This window comes from Pseudoalteromonas holothuriae (assembly GCF_945859825.1).
Classification (GTDB): domain Bacteria; phylum Pseudomonadota; class Gammaproteobacteria; order Enterobacterales; family Alteromonadaceae; genus Pseudoalteromonas; species Pseudoalteromonas holothuriae.
Map to the genome: position 1 here is coordinate 75,668 of NZ_CAMAPC010000016.1, position 20,496 is coordinate 96,163.

Below are 20,496 nucleotides of genomic sequence, written 5' to 3' on the forward strand. Positions count from 1 at the left end.
TGGTTAGGAGGGAACGATGATAGATGAAGCAGTTGATGCTTTTTTTGCAGACAGAAAAGCAGCGTGGTTAAAAAAGAATGTGAAAGCATCCATGTCTGAGGATGAAGTAAAGCAACAGCATATGGAGTGTGAAGCGGTATTTAGTTTACAAAACTGGCTACCCAATGCAGCAAAACGAGCTGGGCAGATTTCGATTTCGACTCACCCGTGTACTTTTAGCCACCCCAGTGCAAGAAAAAACAAAAATGGTTACGTGAGCTCAATTATCGCCAAAACGGCACACAGTAATGATGGCTTTTTACGCTCGGGTAATGTGGATGTGGTCGCCGATGCCTTGGGTAATGCGGCTGCGTTGGATGTATATAAGTTTCTTATGTTGGTTATGGCTGATGGGCAAACTTTGTTAAACCATCTAGAGCATGATAGCGACTTAGCCAAACAGTTGTTTAGAACCACCCCAAGCCATGAAGAGTCAGACTATGCAGCTTTAAAAGACGGGTTTATGGCAATGACATCTACAAGTGATGAGGTGATCACCAGCTCTAAAATAAAGCAAGTGTATTTTCCTTTATCAGAGCAAAGCCAAGCAACGCACTATCATCAACTCTCACTGCTTACAGGGTCTGGCATTGTATTTGAACTACGTAAACGACTAGACAATATGCGCTTTGGTGATGAAATTAAATTAGCCAGAGAACAGCGCAAAGCCAACTTAGAGCACCCAAACCACCAAGAAATAATCGACTTGACCACTATTGGTTACGGGGGCACAAAACCACAAAATATCAGTGTGTTAAATAATCAAAATGGCGGTAAAGCACATTTGCTATTGAGCATGCCGCCTAAGTTACAACGCCGAGATATTCATTTTCCAACCTCTGACTTTTTTGCGCAAGTGCTGCGCTACAACCATTGTAAAGTACAGTTTGAAGAGTTAGATAAGTTATACCGTTTACCGAACGAGCATTTTAACAATATGCACACCCGTGCGCAGCGCGATGAGTTATATCAAAGTGTGATTGATTATATTATCGAGAAAATGTTTTTGGTGAGGGAAGTGGCTACGCAGCAATTTATAGCAACCAGCAGTAAGTTACCCAAGTCTCAACAAATTTGGTTGTGCGAGCACAACAAACAAGAGCGACTGACTACCGACTCTTGGTTGGATGAAATTTATGATGGCATGGTGAACTTTGTGTTTCATGGTTATGAAAAAACCTTGGGGAAAAAAGCCATTATGTTTGGTCATGAAGAGTACCGGCATATGAAGCAAGTGGTTGAAAGCAATAAGGAGATTTTACGATGATAGATGAGGTTAAAAAGCTGCTGATCATTCCTCATATTGCAGTACACAATGCTAATGCGCTTTCAAGCCCTTTTACGATTGGCTTTCCTGCCATGACTGCTTGGTTAGGCGCGGTGCATGCCCTACAGCGTAAACTTAACAGCCAAGGCATAGATGTAAAGTTTAAAGCTGTTGGGGTAGTGAGCCACGATATAGACTTGCAAACTTATAAAGGCAGTAACGACTTTGTTCACTCTATTATTGGTACTGCCAACCCGCTTGATAAAACAGGGGCAAGATCGGCTTTTATTGAAGAAGCGCGTTGCCATTTAGAGGTGAGTTTAGTGATTGAATTTGACAACCTCACACTTGAGCAGCGCGAGCCACTAGTGCAACAAGTAACGCACTTATTACATGCCAAAATGAAGATAGCCAGCGGTGATGTAAAACGTTTTGCTACGCCGTTTTGTTTAAATGTAACTGAGGGCAATGACGAAGAATTTAAAAAGCTACAACGCCATTTAATGCCCGGTTATGCGTTAATTGAACGCCGCGATTTAATGCTAGATGCTATGAATGACAAACAAGACGCCCTACAAGCGTTGCTAGAGTACCTAACTATTCATCACAGTTATGAAACTGACGATAAAGGCAGCGTACGCTGGGTTAAGTATCGTAAACGTGTAAACAATAAACCCGCAGGTTGGATTGTACCCATCGCAACTGGGTTTTATGGCATTAGCGACCTTGCAACGGCTAAAAATCAGCGAGACCCAGATACATCACACCGCTTTGCAGAAAGCTTAGTAACACTGGGTGAATTTAAAATGCCGCACCGTTTACATTTTGTAGAAGACTTACTCTGGCACTACCAAAGCGAAGGCGATTATTACCTTTGCCAGCAAGCTAAATTTGCAAAACCTGAGTCACTTGACTCGGATGACACTTCAATAGAATCAGAATTTTAATCATTAAAGAAAAGGATAATCACCATGGCTAAAAAAGAAAACACAGCATCAGTATTAGCATTTGAAAAAAAGCTCGTAACCAGCGATGGTCACATGTACGGCACAACTTGGCAAAATCGCCTGTCTGAGGTTAAGCCACTGGCATTAAATGAAAAGTCTGTACGAGGCACTATTTCTAACCGCTTAAAAAAAGCCATTAAAGACGACCCTGCCAAACTGAACGCTGAAGTTGAAAAAGCCAATTTGCAACGGGTTGATGCGTGTGCGCTAACACCCGAGCAAGACACCTTGAACTTGAAATTTACCATCAAAGTACTGGGTGGCATTACCGAGCCTGCAGCCTGTAACAACGACTTATTTAAGCAAAGCTACCGCAATGCAGCGCGCACTTATATTGAAGTGCATAAATTTACTGAGCTTGCGCGTCGCTATGCCATTAATATTGCCAATGCGCGCTTTTTATGGCGCAACAGAGTTGGTGCAGAGCAAATAGAAGTGCAAGTGTCGGCTAAAAATAACCAAGTTGAAAAATCATGGACCTTCGATGCAGCGCAATACAACACCAAACATTTTGACCATCAAGACGAAAAAATTAATGAACTGGCAACTTTGATTGCTCAAGCACTGAGCAGTGACAATGACTTTTTAATGTTAGATATAAACTGTTACGCCCAAGTTGGCCGCGCGCAAGAAGTGTACCCAAGCGAGGAGTTGGTACTTGATAAGGGTAACGATAAAAATAAGAAAAGCAAAATACTTTATCAAGTGCAAGGTATTGCTGCCATGCACTCGCAAAAGCTGGGTAACGCGTTGCGCACAATTGATACTTGGTATCCAGAGTTTACCGACCCAGAAGCCAGTGCTGGCCCAATTGCCGTCGAACCTTATGGTGCTGTAACCAACCGGGGCAAGGCGTATAGAACACCCGCAGAAAAACAAGACTTTTATACCTTTTTTGATGCATGGGCGCGTGGTGAAAAGCTAGCAGAAGCAGCGCAAGAGCACTACGTAATGGCGACTTTGGTACGCGGTGGTGTATTTGGTGAAAGTGATAAATAAGGGGGTATGATGAACTATTACCTCGACATAACTTTATTACCCGATGCCGAAGCCAATTTGGGGTTTTTATGGCATAAGGTTTATCAACAAATACATCTATTGCTGGTGGAGCACAAAGTGGCTGATAAAGATTCAGCAATAGGCTTGTCGTTTCCCAAATATGGAGATAAACAGTTTCCGCTTGGTGATAAGCTCAGGTTACTGGCACAAACGGAACAACAACTCGTTAACCTTAAAGCAGAGCAATGGCTATCGCGTTTGTCTGACTATGTACACATTAAAGCAGTTAAAGCAGTGCCTAGTAACATTACCGAGTATGCTTATTTTAAGCGTTGGCGTTTTAAATCTCCCGATAAGTTACGTCAAAGCGTTGACATGCGTGCGCAAGCCATTGCCACAAAAAATAGTTATGGCGTAAGTGAAGTTAAAGCGCGGTTGCTCAGCTCAATTGATAAGTTAGATAATCAGTCTAAGTTACCGTTTATTAATCTACGCAGCTTATCAACAGAGAGGGCACTTAGCCCCGCTGAACGCAAAAAGTTTTTACTGTTTATTGAGCAGAAAATAGTAGAAAAACCAAGTGATAATAAATGGTTGTTTACTTGTTATGGCTTAAGTCGCCGTACCGATGAGCAGCAAATCGCAGTACCTTGGTTTGAGGGGTAAATAAAAAACAAAATACCCTTTATTTTCGCTCTTTAAAAAATAAACTTAAAAACAATAAGTTATAGTAAGTCGTTTTTAACAAGGTAAAAAAGCCATTTTTTACCTAACGACTTGTTGTAACTTATTTTTGTAATATAATTCTATTGTTCACCGCCACACAGGCGGCTCAGAAATTTTTCGTCACCATCAATTTGCATTGCGTACTGTTCACCGCCACACAGGCGGCTCAGAAATTTCGTGAATTGCATAAATTTCCTATGCTCAAGTTCACCGCCACACAGGCGGCTCAGAAAACTCTGGAGCTTCACCTGCTACCGCGTACACTGTTCACCGCCACACAGGCGGCTCAGAAATTACAAGAGAGCTCCTTAAACGTGAAACAAAAGTTCACCGCCACACAGGCGGCTCAGAAATTAAGAGTTATGCATCAAATTGCATCGGCAAAGTTCACCGCCACACAGGCGGCTCAGAAATGAAACTCCCGGTTAGATGAGGTTCCTGATATGTTCACCGCCACACAGGCGGCTCAGAAATGACGCGGACCGTGACGACAAGGTGTTGTCAAGTTCACCGCCACACAGGCGGCTCAGAAAGCACCAACCGCGGCGATTAATTGAAAACGATAGTTCACCGCCACACAGGCGGCTCAGAAATAAGAATAAAGATGACATTGCAGAGACTTGGTGTTCACCGCCACACAGGCGGCTCAGAAATAAAACTCCTAATCTCGGCGATATAACTACAGGTTCACCGCCACACAGGCGGCTCAGAAAGCGCTACGACCAAGCGATGTTGGTACAGCAAAGTTCACCGCCACACAGGCGGCTCAGAAAGCAGCAGTAGGTGTGCTAGATTGGGTTAATCTGTTCACCGCCACACAGGCGGCTCAGAAATACAGAAAGAACCCCTTGATAACCTGCATTTCGTTCACCGCCACACAGGCGGCTCAGAAATATACCCGCACTGTTAATAGAGGCGTTATCAAGTTCACCGCCACACAGGCGGCTCAGAAATCGCTGTTAAATAAGACGCACTCAAACATTAAGTTCACCGCCACACAGGCGGCTCAGAAAAGCCAAAAGAAAAAGGCCACAGAGGTTTTTGGTGTTCACCGCCACACAGGCGGCTCAGAAATAAAGCAGCTGTGACTGCAATACCAATTGGCCGTTCACCGCCACACAGGCGGCTCAGAAATAGTAACTGCGGCAAGCGCTTCCTCGTTCTCCGTTCACCGCCACACAGGCGGCTCAGAAAATCAAAGGCTAGCTGCTCGGCACTGCCTAAACGTTCACCGCCACACAGGCGGCTCAGAAATCAATCGTTGGTGTTGCTGCCATTGCTTTAGAGTTCACCGCCACACAGGCGGCTCAGAAAATGTAAAAGTTCAAGCTAAAAAAGACTTAGCTGTTCACCGCCACACAGGCGGCTCAGAAAGCGTTTAGAAGAGGTGTAACCGAGTACGTCAGGTTCACCGCCACACAGGCGGCTCAGAAAATTTGAAAAAACTCATAAATCACCATACTCTAGTTCACCGCCACACAGGCGGCTCAGAAAGCCTCTGGGTTTAATCCAGAACCAGATCTGGCGTTCACCGCCACACAGGCGGCTCAGAAAATTGGCGAGAACGATGTTTATAGTACTACCTGGTTCACCGCCACACAGGCGGCTCAGAAAATTAGGCACCTCGAAAGGAAACGTCGTGGAATGTTCACCGCCACACAGGCGGCTCAGAAAGCCGACCAATTCACCGTCATGCTCACACAACGGTTCACCGCCACACAGGCGGCTCAGAAAAATAGGAATGGCCACATGGGCAGCTTCTTTTTGTTCACCGCCACACAGGCGGCTCAGAAATTTGAGTGGCTCAAAATCAGAATAGTTAGAGCGTTCACCGCCACACAGGCGGCTCAGAAAAACGGAACCCGTGTCGTTGTCCAGAATAGAAGGTTCACCGCCACACAGGCGGCTCAGAAAAATAAACCTTTATCATAAAGCTTCATCTGCGTGTTCACCGCCACACAGGCGGCTCAGAAACATAATACGGGTAACGTTAAATAGTCCCATGGGTTCACCGCCACACAGGCGGCTCAGAAATGCAAATAAAATAAAGCTAATTGCCTAGGTGTGTTCACCGCCACACAGGCGGCTCAGAAACTTACTAGCGTAGTTACTGGTGCGCAGTCAGGGTTCACTGCCACACAGGCGGCTCAGAAATCAGCGCCCCGGACGCCGCGCTTACTGACGAAGTTCACCGCCACACAGGCGGCTCAGAAAAGACCCTACAGCTGCTATATTCTGGTTGAAAAGTTCACCGCCACACAGGCGGCTCAGAAAATTGATAATTGTTATCTTTGTTGCTTTGCCAAGTTCACCGCCACACAGGCGGCTCAGAAATAAACAAGTCGTGCGTAAAATCATTAAGCCATGTTCACCGCCACACAGGCGGCTCAGAAATTAGATAGGGATGAACCCCAGCCGCCTTCGTCGTTCACCGCCACACAGGCGGCTCAGAAATTGCTTAGTTAGCCTGTTTGCCTTCCCAGACGGTTCACCGCCACACAGGCGGCTCAGAAATTGGCGGTAGATTTTACACGGGTTTAAATGACGTTCACCGCCACACAGGCGGCTCAGAAATAGGGCGGTTCAGATATCCAGCTCCACAGGCTGTTCACCGCCACACAGGCGGCTCAGAAAAATTAAAGAGGCTGGTAAAATGTGATTAACAAGTTCACCGCCACACAGGCGGCTCAGAAATTGTAAGCGGTAGGTTATAGGTTCAAATCCTAGTTCACCGCCACACAGGCGGCTCAGAAAATTAGCTAAAAATGTATCTAGAGTGTAAATTAGTTCACCGCCACACCGGCGGCTCAGAAATTGCTAAACCCTGAAATTAACACGCCCGTCAATGTTCACCGCCACACAGGCGGCTCAGAAAGGTCAGAGTCCTTACACACCCTGTAGCACGTAGTTCACCGCCACACAGGCGGCTCAGAAAGTTATGGCAAGTGGGGAGATAATGAATTAGCCGTTCACCGCCACACAGGCGGCTCAGAAAGCCAATAAATTTATCTAGGTCTGGTGCAAAATGTTCACCGCCACACAGGCGGCTCAGAAAGAATCATATCAAGCACAACATTGGCGGAGCCAGTTCACCGCCACACAGGCGGCTCAGAAAATACCCGCTAAAAGTTTCTTCTCATTAGTCATGTTCACCGCCACACAGGCGGCTCAGAAATTGCTTTTAGCTGTATCTGATAAGAATGGATTGTTCACCGCCACACAGGCGGCTCAGAAATAAAGCGGTCAAGCCTGTGTGGCCTAGGGAGTGTTCACCGCCACACAGGCGGCTCAGAAAGCTTCATCCGGCATGACTTTACACGTCTTATGGTTCACCGCCACACAGGCGGCTCAGAAAAACAGGTTCAACGATTGATTGTAATAGCTGTTGTTCACCGCCACACAGGCGGCTCAGAAATAGCGTACCTGCGGAGTTAAAAGATGGTTCACGTTCACCGCCACACAGGCGGCTCAGAAAAACACACTGGCCCAAGCCATAAGTCAGTTGGGGTTCACCGCCACACAGGCGGCTCAGAAAATCGATGGCCGTAGTTTAACGCGTATACCAATGTTCACCGCCACACAGGCGGCTCAGAAAAATCCAACTTAATGCCTTTCATGCCTTTTGGTGTTCACCGCCACACAGGCGGCTCAGAAAACAAAGCAGCATAATCATTACAGAGAAACAATGTTCACCGCCACACAGGCGGCTCAGAAACACGCAGAAAGTCTAGACCATTAATGATAGGTGTTCACCGCCACACAGGCGGCTCAGAAATCTAATGCTGTCCAATACCAATGCCCCGTAGTGTTCACCGCCACACAGGCGGCTCAGAAAGGTCAGAGTCCTTACACACCCTGTAGCACGTAGTTCACCGCCACACAGGCGGCTCAGAAAGTTATGGCAAGTGGGGAGATAATGAATTAGCCGTTCACCGCCACACAGGCGGCTCAGAAATCTAGATTTAATCCGTATCCAATCGTCAATTTGTTCACCGCCACACAGGCGGCTCAGAAAAAACCGCTCCGTGCGTTTACGTAAAACAGACAGTTCACCGCCACACAGGCGGCTCAGAAATATACGGCTCAACATTCCCAATACCACCTTTCGTTCACCGCCACACAGGCGGCTCAGAAATATCGTTATTCGGTTTGGTCAATCGCCAACACGTTCACCGCCACACAGGCGGCTCAGAAAAATAAAGATGAGCGTACGCTCAGCGCGTGGCAGTTCACCGCCACACAGGCGGCTCAGAAAAAAATAAAGCGAAGAAAAGCAACGGTGAATTAGTTCACCGCCACACAGGCGGCTCAGAAAAGTGTATGCAACGGGAATCCCTGTTGTTGATGGTTCACCGCCACACAGGCGGCTCAGAAAAACTGGCAGCGTTTTGATCCCATTTTGCGCCAGTTCACCGCCACACAGGCGGCTTAGTAGATGAGTGACCGAAACGGAGTTTCGCAGCACGAAGAAATGAGGTCATGGATGACCGATGTGACCCAGCTCCATGGATGGATTATAGGGTGGGTTTGGTTAGGCCCTGAAACAAGTTCAGGGTGACGGGATTTAGTTCACCGCCACACAGGCGGCTCAGAAATGAAGCGAAAAGCCCGATTAACCCTGATTTGTGTTCACCGCCACACAGGCGGCTCAGAAATCTAGTCGTGAATGAATGTCACCACAAAACATGTTCACCGCCACACAGGCGGCTCAGAAAAGGTAAAATGAAATTCTCAGGTGATGCGTTCGGTTCACCGCCACACAGGCGGCTCAGAAAAGCGAATAAAATTACTGCCTAATTCTGCGGGCGTTCACCGGCACACAGGCGGCTCAGAAATTATGGAGGTGTTTTAGTGGCCATATATAATGGTTCACCGCCACACAGGCGGCTCAGAAAAAATAATTCAACAGGCCATGGAACAAAAAGCCGTTCACCGCCACACAGGCGGCTTAGTAGATGAGTGACCGAAACGGAGTTTCGCAGCACGAAGAAATGAGGTTATGGATGACCTATGTGACCCAGCACCATGGATGGATTATAGGGTGGGTTTGGTTAGGCCCTGAAACAAGTTCAGGGTGACGGGTTTCAGTTCACCGCCACACAGGCGGCTCATGGTAATAGTGGCAAAACTGAAGCTTGCAATTCACTAAAGTGTCTACCTGACGAAGGTCAGGATCTTGTTAGTTTTGGATGGGGTTTGGTTAGGCCCTGAAACAAGTTCAGGGTGACGGGTTTTAGTTCAGGGTGACGGGCTTTCGTTCACCGCCACACTGGTGGCTCATGGTAACAGTGGCAAAACTGAAGTTTGCAACTCACTAAAGTGTCTTCCTGACGAAGGTCAGGATCTTGTTAGTTTTGGATGGGGTTTGGTTAGGCCCTGAAACAAGTTCAGGGTGACAGGCTTTGGTTAAGTTTGACGGGTTTTGAGGCTGGTTTGACAGGTTTGTTCAGAGTTACCTGCTCGCTTTATAGATAATGACGTAAAGTAGGGGGTAATAGCAAATAAATATGCCGTAAACCCCCTTTACACTTTAACTCAGTTATGTTTTTAGTTTAAGCATGTGGGTTATGCCAATGTTATTTACAAAATAAGTGTCATGGCTTACAAGCAAAAAGCTGCCTTGGTATTGTGATAGTGCTTTAGCGAGTTGTAGTTTTGACTCTAGGTCTAAATGGTTATCGGGTTCATCAAGTAGCAACAGTGGTGTTGGCTGCTGTTGACTTGCACACAAAAGTGTTAGCTTCATTTTTTCTCCGCCACTGAGTGTCGTAATTGGCTGCTCAGTTTTGATTTTTGTTAAACCAATGCCTGCTAATAGCGTGTAGATATTACTCGTGCTTAGGTGGGGGCAATATTGATTGAGTGCTTGCACCGAATTTAATTGATGGCCGAGTTGACTAAAGTATTGGTCAACATAGCTCAGAGGTGTGTTTACAAATAACTCTCCCGATAGCGGTGCTAGTTGGTTTAATAGGGTTTTAAATAGGGTTGATTTACCACAACCATTACTGCCTTTAATATGCCATTTTTGCTGTGTGCATACTGTTAAATTTATAGGTGCTGAGGTGCCAAATGGTAGGTGTACGTTTAATAAAGTGACTAAGGTTTTTTTGTTTAATGCACTTTGGGTTGGGTCACTCAGGTAAAATTTTTCAACGGTGTTTTGTTGATGTTTTTGTTGTAGTAGTTGGGTTTTACTATGTAGTTTATGTTGGCGTTGTTGCTGGTTTTTTTGCTTACTCGCTAAGTTGCTGCCTGCGCGGTTTTTTTGGCTGTTAAGTAACATTTTGGGTTGGCTGCCTTGATTGCGCAGTTTTTTACCTTGAGCTGCTCTTTGTTGTGCCTTTTCTTTATTTGTTTGTGCTTGTAATTTTAGTTGTGCTTGTTGGCGTTTTACTTCGTGTAGCTGTTGAGTTACAGCACGTTGTTCACTGTGTTTTTGAGCCAAATAGTGTTCAATATTGCCACCATATTTTCTTAGCCCAATTTCGCTGAGTTCCCATGTTTGTGTAACGTGGCGTAGTAACTCATGGTTGTGACTAATGATTAAAGCATAGCCTGTAAATGTGTTAAGTTGTTCAATTAGCCATGCTTGTCCTTTTGCATCTAAATGGTTTGAAGGTTCATCTAAAATTAGTAACTGAGCGTCACTGTTAAACAACTGCCATAACCGCAACCTTGCCAATTGCCCGCCACTTAGCGTGTTACAAGGTAAATGCGGGTTATTGGGTAAACCAAGAGTGTTTAGTTGCGTTGATAATTGTTCAGGCAATTGCCATCGTTCAGCGACTAAATCAAATAAGTGTTGCTCGCATTGGCCTTGTGCAATCAAATCTAGAGCTTGTAGGGTTTTTTCGTATCCTAAAAATTGCGCTACAGTGATATCACTATTAATAAAATGCACAGGCTCTTGGCTAAACATGTCAGCCTGAGCCATAAGCTCCACAGAGCCTTGGCTAGGTTGCAATTGTTTGGCCAGTAGCTTAGCTAAAATAGACTTGCCTATTCCATTTTTGCCAACAATGCCTGTACGTTGGTGCGAAATGCTACAGCTTAAATTGTTAAATACTGTGTCGCCGTTACAAAGTTGATAACTTAAATTATGGGCGTGCAAAATGTGCATTATGCCTCCTAATAAACAGGGGGCGGCAAGCGGGCTGAGTGGTTAGTCAGCTAAAAAGCAAACAAAAATAATATAAAGAGGTATAAACGCAAAGCCACGCTCACTAACCCTGTAGATCCAAAAAATAAAATGATAAATGGATAACAGGCATTAGTTGTTCATGATGGCGTTTACTCCAATAATAATGAGGGTGATCAGTGTAGTGTGTTGTAACAAAAAAATAAAGAGGTAAACAATACCACTATTTACCTCTATCTGCTTTGGTATTATTAAGCTGAATACTTAGTCAATTTTTACGCCGTTTTTAATGTTATCAACGCGTAAGTTACCTGAGCTGTCGCTTTCAATAATAAGGTTAAGCGCACCATTAACATCAATATCACCTGCTTCGTCGTTGATAGTTACACTGCCAGTTACGTTATTAACCGACAAGTTGCCACTGCCATCATTTATGCTAACGTCGCCTTTGCTATTATTAATTTTCAAGTAGCCGGCATCATCTTTAATTGTAATGTTGTTACCCCCATCTACTAATATGTTGCCAGACTCATCCTCTATCGTAATATCACCAAGTATTTTGGCTAAGGTAATATCGCCAGCGTCGTCACGAATATTGAGCATTTGGCCACCAGTAATATTAATATCACCAGAGTCATCTTCAATGTTTATGTTTTTTTCAATGCCAGAGAGGTTAATGTCACCTGCGTCATCGGTTAGGGTAAGTTGTTTGCCACCAGTAATGTTAATATCACCAGAGCCATCTTCAATCATTAACATACCAGTGGCATTAATGAGCGAGATACTGCCCGAACTATCGTCGATGGTAACGTTTTTACCGCCATTAATATTGATATCTCCAGAGCCATCATCAATTAAAATATCTTCTTTTAAACCATTAATACTTATGCTGCCAGAGGAGTCGTCTAATTTTAAAGCAAGAGTTTCTGGCAGTGTGATTGTCATATCAATACGAGGGCTTGAGTTAACAAAGCCTACCATCACTTTTGAGTCTATTTCAGCAACCAATATGGCTTCGTTGCCTTGTTGCTCAAGGGTAAAAGTAAATTCATTTGGCTTTATGGTGTAAATGTCAGCATTGGCTGTAATTTCGGTTGCTGTTGCGCTGCCAATAATTTTTAAATCGCCTGCATTTGTGCGAGCAGATAAGGTTTTTAAATTGTGTGCAGATAGCTGTAATTGACGCTGCACATGTTCTTTTGCATCGGCTGATGCCGTATTTATGTGTACAACGCAACCGCTTAAAATAATGGCGGATACGATAGGAGTAATGAGTTTTAACATGAGATATCCCAATTTATTGTTATAGAGTTGCTCGAGAATAGCAAACAGAGTGCCAGTTTGTTACCTATTGTTTTATTTAAACTTTTTGCTTTTTTAATGCTAAGTGTTTTGCGACTTTAATCAAATTCGTAATTTATTAGTTAACTTAACCATTAATTGGACGTATGCGCTAACAAAAAGGTTGGAACTGAGGAAGTAATTTTAGTTGCAATAAATCAGATGGGTATATGAGGCGGTATTTCCACCTCATATTTTCACTTCAAAATTTAGTAAACCGTGAAGTAGCTTACATTTACATCACCTTCATGGTAAAGGTAATTGGTTTGATGATAATGAATATCGATGACTACACTGGCATAGTCTGTACGCAGCGACATATTGTTAGGGTCGGTAGGTATTGAGTAATAACACTGTGCTTGAGCAAACAAATACACCTGTTCACTGGGCTGTGCAAAATAATAAACGGGGTTCTGCTCACAACCTTGCAGCTCATATCCTGTATTACTTAGTTGTGCTTTAACCACTTGGTATGTGCGACCATATTCTAATACTTCTTGCGTAGAAAAATAGCCTGATGAAAGATCAGGTGCAGCTAAAGATACGAAGCTAGCAGATGAAATTAGACCTGCAATCGCGGTTAACAGTAATTTTTTCACAAAGAAATCCTTCTAGTTTAAAAGTAATAAATGCCCAAATGGCGGGTGTATCCTAACGCTAAAACTTAACTTTGCACGTTAAATTTCGATGACAGTTTAACGACGGTTTTATTTTTTAAAATTGATTTAAATCAATGATTAAATGGGTTTTTATGCTGTCAACATTAGGTTCCGACTGTAAAGTTTATGAGGGTTTTAAAGGAAGGAGTATATTAGTTTTTTCGGTGGAATTTATTATAATTTGATACTACTGTGTTAGGTTTTTTTATTTGTTTATTTTTGTTTTGTTGTATTATTTTTGCGCACTCTGTTGTGTTTTTTAATCTAATTAAAAAGTGCTAACTTTTGTTTCCTTCGGGAACTAAAACTTGCTTAATCTAGAGTGATGTAATCGCGATTTGAGGTTTGTAACTTCGTTTACTAACATCAGTTGTGGATAAGAGAGTTTATCCAGTAATGTTATTTTTTATTCTAGATGTTGATTTTACTTGGAACAGTAGGCAGCGACTGCAGTAATTGTTTTGATATTGAACACAAAATCATCATTGGATTGTAAGCCGTGCCAGTTAACAAAGAATTACTATTTCAAAGCCTGCACCTAAGCCCAAGCTCATTCATAAAATAAAGTAAGGGCATAATTTGCATCTAGTGCTTCTATTAGTCTTCGACTAAACTCAATGCACCGACACTATTATAAAAGCCAATATGCGTTTAAAAAGCCGTTTGATCAGTGTATTTTTATTTTGCTCATTACTGCCACTATTATTTGTCTTTGCTTTAACAATCAATCATACCAGCAGTCAAGCTAAGCAACTTAGCGTTAAAGCAATACAAGCGCAGGTACAAAATGGCGCAATGGTTTTTGACCGTTATTTCAGCCAGCGAAAAGCAGAGCTGGCTGTAATGGCCAGTGATTTGCGCGTACAAAGTATGCAATTTAGCCAAATGCAGGACTATTTAGCAGCCCATAAAGCGCGCAGTAATGGTGTATATGAAAAGTTCATTATTGGTGAGTTAGATGGCAGCTTTTATAATACTGAAGGCGGCAATCCAGCACAGGAACTACGCCGCACATTTGATGATAATGACCCAAATTCACCTAGAAAAAACATAATGCAGCGTGACTACTGGCAAACTACAGTAGCCAACAATACTGAACAAAAGCCGTTGATCTATGTTTCTGAACCAATGATCTCCTATACCACGGGTGTAAAACAAATGGTGATCAGCAGCAGTATTATTAACCAACAAAATAAGCTGGTGGGGTTACTTGCAGGTAGTATCCCATGGCGAGAAATTGACCGGCTTAGTCATGTTGTTAAGCAGCAAATAGAAGACTCTTTTACTGACCAAGCGCGTGTGATGATTATTTCAGCAAGTGGGGCTTATATTTATCACTGGGATGAGAGCAAAGTTATTCATTTAGAATCTAAAAATGGAGAATTTGTGATCAATGACTTGGGTGAGCGAGAAGCAAAAAAACAGTATATTTCTCAACATGAGAACCCGGCATTAAAAGCGATAGGTATTAGGATGCTCGCAGGCCACAACGGGTATGAAATACTACCAAAGGGGGTTGGGGGTCAAATGGAGCATGTGTTTTTTGCACCAATAAATGCCGCAGGTTATAGCATTGCGATGGTGCTGCCAGATGATGTGATGTTTGCACAAGTTCAGGCTTTATATGGGCAGCTTTGGCTAATATTTGTAGTGGTTTTGTTGGTGGTACTTTTAATTGCGCTGTGGTTATCAGCAAAGCTCTACACGCCTATTAAAGAACTGACTCGTGCGGCGCAACAGCTATCATCAGGTCAATATGATTACCCGCTAGGCTTTTATAATAATGATGAAATAGGAGACTTAACTCGGGCATTTAATCATATGCGCAAAGAGCTGCAACAGCGAGAGCACACGTTAGAAAAGCGAGTGCTTGCTCGTACTCAAAAACTAAAAAGCGCGCAGGAATTAGCACAGCAAGCACTACGTGTTAAAAGCCAATTTTTGGCTAATATGAGCCATGAAATTCGCACTCCTATGAATGGTATTCTAGGCACTTTAGAGCTATTAAAAGACAGTGATGAGTTAAATAAGGAGCAAACTCAGTTGTTAAGAGTATGCACTCAGTCAGGTCATCATTTGTTGGGCGTTATTAATAGTATTTTGGATTTATCTAAACTAGAAGAAGGTCAAGCTTGCGCACAATACAGCGACTTTTCATTTACTGAATTGGTTAACGATATTAAAAATATGCTCACTCCACTGGCTGATGAAAAACACCTTGATTTGCAAATGAGCGTTGCTGCTAACGTACCGTCTATGCTGGTAAGTGATTCTACTCGCTTGCGACAAGTGTTAATTAATGTGTTGGGCAATGCCATTAAATTTACACAACACGGTAGTGTTTTTTTAGCTTTTGAATATCAACTTAATAATAAACAAGAAAATGAACTACAGATAACAATATCCGATACCGGTATTGGCATTGCTGAAGATGATTTAAAACAGATATTTGAGCCATTTAGACAAGCACAAGGCAGCGCTACCAGTCAGTTTGAAGGAACGGGGCTTGGGCTTAGTTTATGTAAAGAACTGCTTACTTTGCTTGGAGGGGCAATTGATATTGAGTCTGAGGTTGGCAAAGGAACTCGGGTGTTTATTACGGTGCCTGTAAAAGAGAGTAATAAAGAAAAAGCACAAAATGAAAAGCATGATACTCGATTGCCTAATGAGTTAAGTGGACATGTGTTACTCGCTGAGGACAATGATATAAATATCATGGTGGTAACAGCCATGCTGGTAAAGTTGGGGCTTGAAGTGAGCACTGCTAAAGATGGTATGTTAGCACTTGAGTTGTTGGAAAAAGGAGAGTTTGATGTGGTGCTAATGGATGTATATATGCCAAATTTAAATGGCCTAGAGACAGCAAAGCGTATTAGGCAGAAGAATCAATTTCGACATTTGCCAATTATAGCCTGCTCAGCGAATATTTTTGAAGAAGATAAAAGTGCGTGTTTTAATGCCGGTATGGATGACTTTATTAGTAAACCTATCAATAAAGAAAAGCTCAAAGAGGTTTTGGCACGTTGGTTGCCGTGTTAAATTTTTGTTGTCAGCACTATACTTTTACTGGGTTATATATTTAAATGATTGAATAAATTACGATAACTGGTGTAAGCCAGAGGTTTCAAGGAATTGAGATGAATTATAAGCTGTTAACGCGGTTAGCTGTGCTATTTATCATTGTTATTATATGTATTAAAAGACCTATATTATTTGAGACGTTTTTATCATCAAGCCCAAAAACTGAATTTACCGATGGTATACACGGTATTGATGTGTCGCACGACCAAGGTCAGGTAAATTGGCATAAAGTGGCACAAAGTGGTATTCAGTTTGTATATTTAAAGGCTACTGATGGTATGACTTACACCGATCCTAAGTACTCTGATAATTTGCAAGGTATACAAGCAACGAACCTTGCGGTTGGGGCTTATCATTTTTTTGAAGCCGAAGATGACCCGCAAAAACAACTCGCCCACTTTCTAGCTCACATTAAAGGTAAGGGCCTTACCTTGACGCCTATGGTTGATGTTGAATTACTGCGCGCACAAAGTGCGGCTCAAATTAAAACGCGGCTCAATAGTTTTTTAACAGAGCTTGAGCAGCAAATTGGCTGTAAACCACTTATTTACAGCTATGGTAGTTTTTGGCAAGCCAATATTGGCACTGGGTTTAATGACTACCCATTTTGGTTTGCACAATATAACAAAACGATGCAGCCACCTGAAAAACTCAAAAACATTAAAATTTGGCAATACTCAGAGCGAGGATCTGTACCAGGTATTGATACACCCGTTGACTTAGACAAAGTGCTCGATACGGAGCAAGGGTTGGAGGCATTAAAATGCAATTACTAACTTCATTTGGTCAAGGCATACTCAAACATAAATGTCGTTTACTTGCTCTGTTGTGTGGCGTGTTAAGTGTGTGGTTACTGGTTGCTATTATTCAGGGGCAGTTTGCTGATAGTAACTTGATACAAGACAATAAAAAATTGTATCAGTCAAACCAGCATTATTTAGCACAAGTTGAACAACAAATACTCAAAGACTTAGCTGATGTTAATGTACTCAATGCTGCACTTAATGTGGCTAAAAGCAGTCAATTTGGTATCTCTTTTATTGTTGATTTTAATGTGGAAATTGGCAGTTTACTCACTGATTTATCAAACTTACTTGAAAAAAGCAGCCATTATTTATTTTGGTCAATGGCGTTAGTGGGTGCAATACAAGCTTTTACTTTTTTAGCTGAGCAGCTCTCTCCTTGGGTATTTCAAGCGATGTTGCTGTATGTGAGTGGCTGGGCTTTTTTGTGCGTGTGTCAGCCTAAGTTGCGTCATCGGCCTAGCTTACAATGGCTAGCAAAAGCAGTGGTAACGATATTTGTAATTTGCCATTTGATAATACCGTACAGTATTCATGTTAGCGCGCAGACATCTCATTTAGTGGCTGCTGAATTGGGTCATAAAGCTGACCTGAGTTACTTCAGCGATGTTGCTCAAGAGATGCATACTGGGTTATCAAGTACGGATCTTAAAGCGCATGCTAAGCACGGTGTAAAGGTACTACACAAAGCCTTAGCGATTAAGCTATCTGATAAGGTGTTAAAGGGCAATAGCGTGGTGACGCACAATTTAGCGCATAAGTTTATTGCGTTTGTATTGCTGCCACTCTTGTTTGCTTGGTTACTGTATTTGTTGATCAGACGTTGTTTACAGAGCTTATTACGGCCTACACGTCAAACGCCACTCGATACGCCATTAGTGTCATGATTTATATTGATTTTTATTAATAGTTGTCTAGGGCCTGTTGATCTTTGCTATGTGTTTTTGCAGCAGTCATTCGGGTATTTTAGCAAGGCAGAACCTGCGTCGCATAGTTATTCTATGTAAGTCAGGTGATAACGTAGAAAAAATGTTCGAATGGCGCTGCCCAAAGGCTTCCACTACTTTGTCATTCGCAACTGACATAAATTATTATGCTGCATTACTCATTTCGCGTAATGAAAGCCTTTGATTTGAACAAAATTTATACCTCAAAGATCAACAGACCCTAGAAATACGTATTTTATGCGTTTCTTCACAGTTGCTTCACATCACTTTCTTTAGCCTTGAGAGACACCTAAAAGTTAAAGGAAACAAGTTATGTTCAAAATGATCTTACCTATATTTTTAGCGGCGGCCAGCTTTACGGTTTATGCGGGCGATAATCCCAATGTAGTGATGGTACTCAGTAGCCATGGTCAATTGTCAGCAGATGGCGAACTTAGCCAGCCGGGCTATGAGTTTGATGAATTAGCAAAGGCATATCGTGTTTTTAAAGCAAATGGCTTAGATGTTACTTTTGCAAGCCCAGCGGGCGGCAAACCTGTTGCAGATAAATATGATAGTCAAAAACCTTACAACCAAGCTTTTTTGCAAGATACACATGCCGTCACGGCACTTAATACCACCTATAAAATTAGCGCAATAGATGCACAGAACGTTGATGCAGTGTTTGTTGTTGGCGGAAAAGGGCCGATGTTTGATTTATATAAGCACTCACCTTTGCAAACGCTCATTGCGAATGTTTATCAGCAGCAGGGTGTGATCTCAGCGGTATGTCATGGTCCAGCAGCTTTGGTTAATGTAAAACTCAGTAATGGGCAATACCTAGTGGCTAATAAACGAGTAAATGGGTTTACTAACCAAGAAGAAATAGCATTTGGTAAAAAATGGCGACCACATTTTGATTTCTTACTAGAGGATAAGCTTAAAGACCGAGGCGCTCAGTTTGAGCATGCAGGGATGATGTTGAGCCATGTTGAAAAAGATGGCAATCTTATAACCGGACAAAACCCTTTTTCAACTGCTCAAACCGCCACTGAAGTAGTTAAAGCACTGGGAATTAAGCCGGTTGATTTAACACCTAATAAAGACGATAAAACGATGGCGCTGGTGAAAAAAGTGATGGCAGGTGATAATCAAGCGGTATTGTCATACCAACAGCATGCGCAAGATTATGATGTTATGTTAATGGCTATGTCGGGGGTTTATCAGCTTAAGCATGCACAAGACGAAAAAGTTGTAAGTGGTGCCGTTGTGTTGCTAGAGCTGACTCAAAAGCAAGTTAATCATCCAATGCTTGATTTGAGCCTAGCGCAGGGTTACATCCAACAAGATAAGCCTCATCAAGCAAAAGCGCTTGTTGAAGGTGTGATTAAATCACACCCTGATAATCAACAAGCTCAGGTATTATTAAAGTCGATTGGTCAAATTTAGCCTAAAGTATATTAGTACTCACTTACGGTGTGGCGTTTAATAAAGTTGCACCGTGTTTAATAACTTCAGATCTAAAGCGATAAAATATCAATGAGATATGCACACTGTGATGGTTAGCTTACTTGAGTCAATAAATTGCCATTGTGTATTTGTGCAATGATATTATTTACGGCTTGACCAACTTGTTCGTTATGACTATCGATAAAGAAGTGGTCGCCTTCAAAATATTCAAATGAAAAGTTGCTCGAAAAGTAATTTTGCCAATCAAGCTGCGCCTGCTCGCTGATTTCATCTTTTTTACCCGCAAATACACTGATATTACATGATAATTGCTCTGGTCCTGTGTACCTGTAGGTGTCAGCAAGTTTAAAATCTGCGCGTAACACAGGCATGAATAGCGCCATCAATTCTTCATTTTCTAAAACAGCGGGAGGCGTACCATTAAGACTTTTTAACTCTTCAATAAAGTCGGCATCATTTAACAAATAAACGTTCTTGTCACTGCGGTCTTTGCCTGGGTTTGCACTGCCTGAGGCAATGAAATGACAGGGTCCTTGTAGGCCACGTTTTTTTATTTTTAACTGTATCTCAAAGGCAACTCTGGCGCCTAGGCTATGACCATAAAAAATGGTATCGGCGTTTAAATGTGGCGTTAATTCATCAAGGAGCGTGTTTGTTAAGATGTCCATACAATCTGCTGGTGGCTCGCTAAAGCGGCTGCCACGTCCGGGCATAGAGATCATAATTAGCTCTACATAATGCGGCAAGGTGTTTTGCCAATCGCTAAATGATCTTGCACTTCCTCCAGCATAAGGAAAGCAGATTAGTTTCAAAGTCGCTTGCGGATTGGGTTTTGGGATATATAACCACTGGCTTGGTGGTAAGTTGCTCATTTAAATATCCTTTTTTATTTCTGGTTTTTTTAATGAATATGCTCTGTAGTGTATCGCGTTCGGGAATAAAAAGAAATCCATAGCCAAATTTGTTGGTGTTTTATACTAAAGTTCACAATATTAATGTACCCAAAAGTCATATTAATGGCATTAATTTGCCATGAA

Annotated in this window: 12 protein-coding genes and 2 CRISPR repeat arrays; of the genes, 8 read left to right on the top strand and 4 right to left on the bottom strand. The window is 42.5% G+C overall.

Annotation, left to right across the window (positions count from 1 at the left end; all coding sequences use genetic code 11):
- The first annotated feature begins 16 nt into the window (after positions 1 to 16).
- The 4 genes from csy1 to cas6f are packed head-to-tail and all read left to right on the top strand — an operon-like array spanning position 17 to position 3,978.
- A complete protein-coding gene (gene csy1, locus OCI93_RS16515) occupies positions 17 to 1,306 on the top strand; it encodes a type I-F CRISPR-associated protein Csy1 (protein ID WP_261626846.1) in 1,290 nt (429 codons plus the stop codon).
- Positions 1,303 to 2,253, top strand: coding sequence for a type I-F CRISPR-associated protein Csy2 (csy2, locus tag OCI93_RS16520; protein WP_261626847.1), 951 nt, complete (start codon positions 1,303 to 1,305; stop codon positions 2,251 to 2,253). The genes csy1 and csy2 overlap by 4 nt, the downstream gene beginning before the upstream one ends.
- 24 nt (positions 2,254 to 2,277) lie before the next feature.
- Positions 2,278 to 3,312: a type I-F CRISPR-associated protein Csy3 gene (gene csy3 / locus OCI93_RS16525; RefSeq protein ID WP_261626848.1), complete on the top strand. Its 1,035-nt coding sequence runs from the start codon at positions 2,278 to 2,280 to the stop codon at positions 3,310 to 3,312.
- Between the two features lie 6 nt (positions 3,313 to 3,318).
- Positions 3,319 to 3,978 carry a type I-F CRISPR-associated endoribonuclease Cas6/Csy4 gene (gene cas6f / locus OCI93_RS16530; protein WP_261626849.1) on the top strand — a complete coding sequence of 220 codons (660 nt, stop codon included), beginning with the start codon at positions 3,319 to 3,321 and terminating at the stop codon, positions 3,976 to 3,978.
- Positions 3,979 to 4,123: 145 nt separating this feature from the next.
- Positions 4,124 to 8,474: direct repeats of the CRISPR family, unit length 28 nt; unit sequence GTTCACCGCCACACAGGCGGCTCAGAAA.
- A gap of 131 nt (positions 8,475 to 8,605) precedes the next feature.
- Positions 8,606 to 8,993: a CRISPR direct-repeat array (repeat unit 28 nt; unit sequence GTTCACCGCCACACAGGCGGCTCAGAAA).
- Positions 8,994 to 9,577: 584 nt separating this feature from the next.
- On the opposite strand, the gene OCI93_RS16535 is transcribed toward cas6f, so the two are convergent.
- The 3 genes from OCI93_RS16535 to OCI93_RS16545 form a co-directional block, all read right to left on the bottom strand.
- The gene (locus OCI93_RS16535; protein ID WP_261626850.1) at positions 9,578 to 11,161 is read right to left on the bottom strand and encodes an ATP-binding cassette domain-containing protein; all 1,584 of its coding nucleotides are present in this window, start codon (positions 11,159 to 11,161) and stop codon (positions 9,578 to 9,580) included.
- A 282-nt stretch (positions 11,162 to 11,443) separates the two neighbouring features.
- Positions 11,444 to 12,463 (bottom strand): DUF4097 domain-containing protein, encoded by a 1,020-nt coding sequence (locus tag OCI93_RS16540; RefSeq protein ID WP_261626851.1) that lies wholly within the window; start codon positions 12,461 to 12,463, stop codon positions 11,444 to 11,446.
- A gap of 266 nt (positions 12,464 to 12,729) precedes the next feature.
- A complete protein-coding gene (locus OCI93_RS16545) occupies positions 12,730 to 13,119 on the bottom strand; it encodes a hypothetical protein (protein WP_261594443.1) in 390 nt (129 codons plus the stop codon).
- Positions 13,120 to 13,824: 705 nt separating this feature from the next.
- Here OCI93_RS16545 and OCI93_RS16550 point away from each other — a divergent pair.
- The 4 genes from OCI93_RS16550 to OCI93_RS16565 all read left to right on the top strand — a co-directional run bounded on the left by OCI93_RS16550 (position 13,825) and on the right by OCI93_RS16565 (position 19,438).
- Positions 13,825 to 16,218 (top strand): ATP-binding protein, encoded by a 2,394-nt coding sequence (locus tag OCI93_RS16550; RefSeq protein WP_261626852.1) that lies wholly within the window; start codon positions 13,825 to 13,827, stop codon positions 16,216 to 16,218.
- A gap of 98 nt (positions 16,219 to 16,316) precedes the next feature.
- On the top strand, positions 16,317 to 17,036 hold the full coding sequence (locus OCI93_RS16555) for a glycoside hydrolase family 25 protein (RefSeq protein WP_261626853.1): 720 nt from the start codon (positions 16,317 to 16,319) through the stop codon (positions 17,034 to 17,036).
- The gene (locus tag OCI93_RS16560) at positions 17,024 to 17,950 is read left to right on the top strand and encodes a hypothetical protein (RefSeq protein ID WP_261594440.1); all 927 of its coding nucleotides are present in this window, start codon (positions 17,024 to 17,026) and stop codon (positions 17,948 to 17,950) included. The genes OCI93_RS16555 and OCI93_RS16560 overlap by 13 nt, the downstream gene beginning before the upstream one ends.
- A 372-nt stretch (positions 17,951 to 18,322) precedes the next feature.
- Positions 18,323 to 19,438, top strand: coding sequence for a type 1 glutamine amidotransferase domain-containing protein (locus OCI93_RS16565; RefSeq protein ID WP_261594439.1), 1,116 nt, complete (start codon positions 18,323 to 18,325; stop codon positions 19,436 to 19,438).
- A gap of 113 nt (positions 19,439 to 19,551) precedes the next feature.
- Here the strand turns inward: OCI93_RS16565 and OCI93_RS16570 are convergent, their stop codons facing one another.
- Complete coding sequence (locus tag OCI93_RS16570) at positions 19,552 to 20,331, bottom strand: thioesterase II family protein (protein ID WP_261594438.1); 780 nt, start codon at positions 20,329 to 20,331, stop codon at positions 19,552 to 19,554.
- Positions 20,332 to 20,496: the final 165 nt, after the last annotated feature.

Excerpts from the sequence above, each read along its gene's own strand:
- csy1 (WP_261626846.1), top strand. The coding sequence starts at position 17 with ATGATAGATGAAGCAGTTGATGCTTTTTTTGCAGACAGAAAAGCAGCG.
- csy2 (WP_261626847.1), top strand. The coding sequence starts at position 1,303 with ATGATAGATGAGGTTAAAAAGCTGCTGATCATTCCTCATATTGCAGTA.
- csy3 (WP_261626848.1), top strand. The coding sequence starts at position 2,278 with ATGGCTAAAAAAGAAAACACAGCATCAGTATTAGCATTTGAAAAAAAG.
- cas6f (WP_261626849.1), top strand. The coding sequence starts at position 3,319 with ATGATGAACTATTACCTCGACATAACTTTATTACCCGATGCCGAAGCC.
- OCI93_RS16535 (WP_261626850.1), bottom strand. The coding sequence starts at position 11,161 with ATGCACATTTTGCACGCCCATAATTTAAGTTATCAACTTTGTAACGGC.
- OCI93_RS16540 (WP_261626851.1), bottom strand. The coding sequence starts at position 12,463 with ATGTTAAAACTCATTACTCCTATCGTATCCGCCATTATTTTAAGCGGT.
- OCI93_RS16550 (WP_261626852.1), top strand. The coding sequence starts at position 13,825 with ATGCGTTTAAAAAGCCGTTTGATCAGTGTATTTTTATTTTGCTCATTA.
- OCI93_RS16555 (WP_261626853.1), top strand. The coding sequence starts at position 16,317 with ATGAATTATAAGCTGTTAACGCGGTTAGCTGTGCTATTTATCATTGTT.
- OCI93_RS16560 (WP_261594440.1), top strand. The coding sequence starts at position 17,024 with ATGCAATTACTAACTTCATTTGGTCAAGGCATACTCAAACATAAATGT.
- OCI93_RS16565 (WP_261594439.1), top strand. The coding sequence starts at position 18,323 with ATGTTCAAAATGATCTTACCTATATTTTTAGCGGCGGCCAGCTTTACG.
- OCI93_RS16570 (WP_261594438.1), bottom strand. The coding sequence starts at position 20,331 with ATGAGCAACTTACCACCAAGCCAGTGGTTATATATCCCAAAACCCAAT.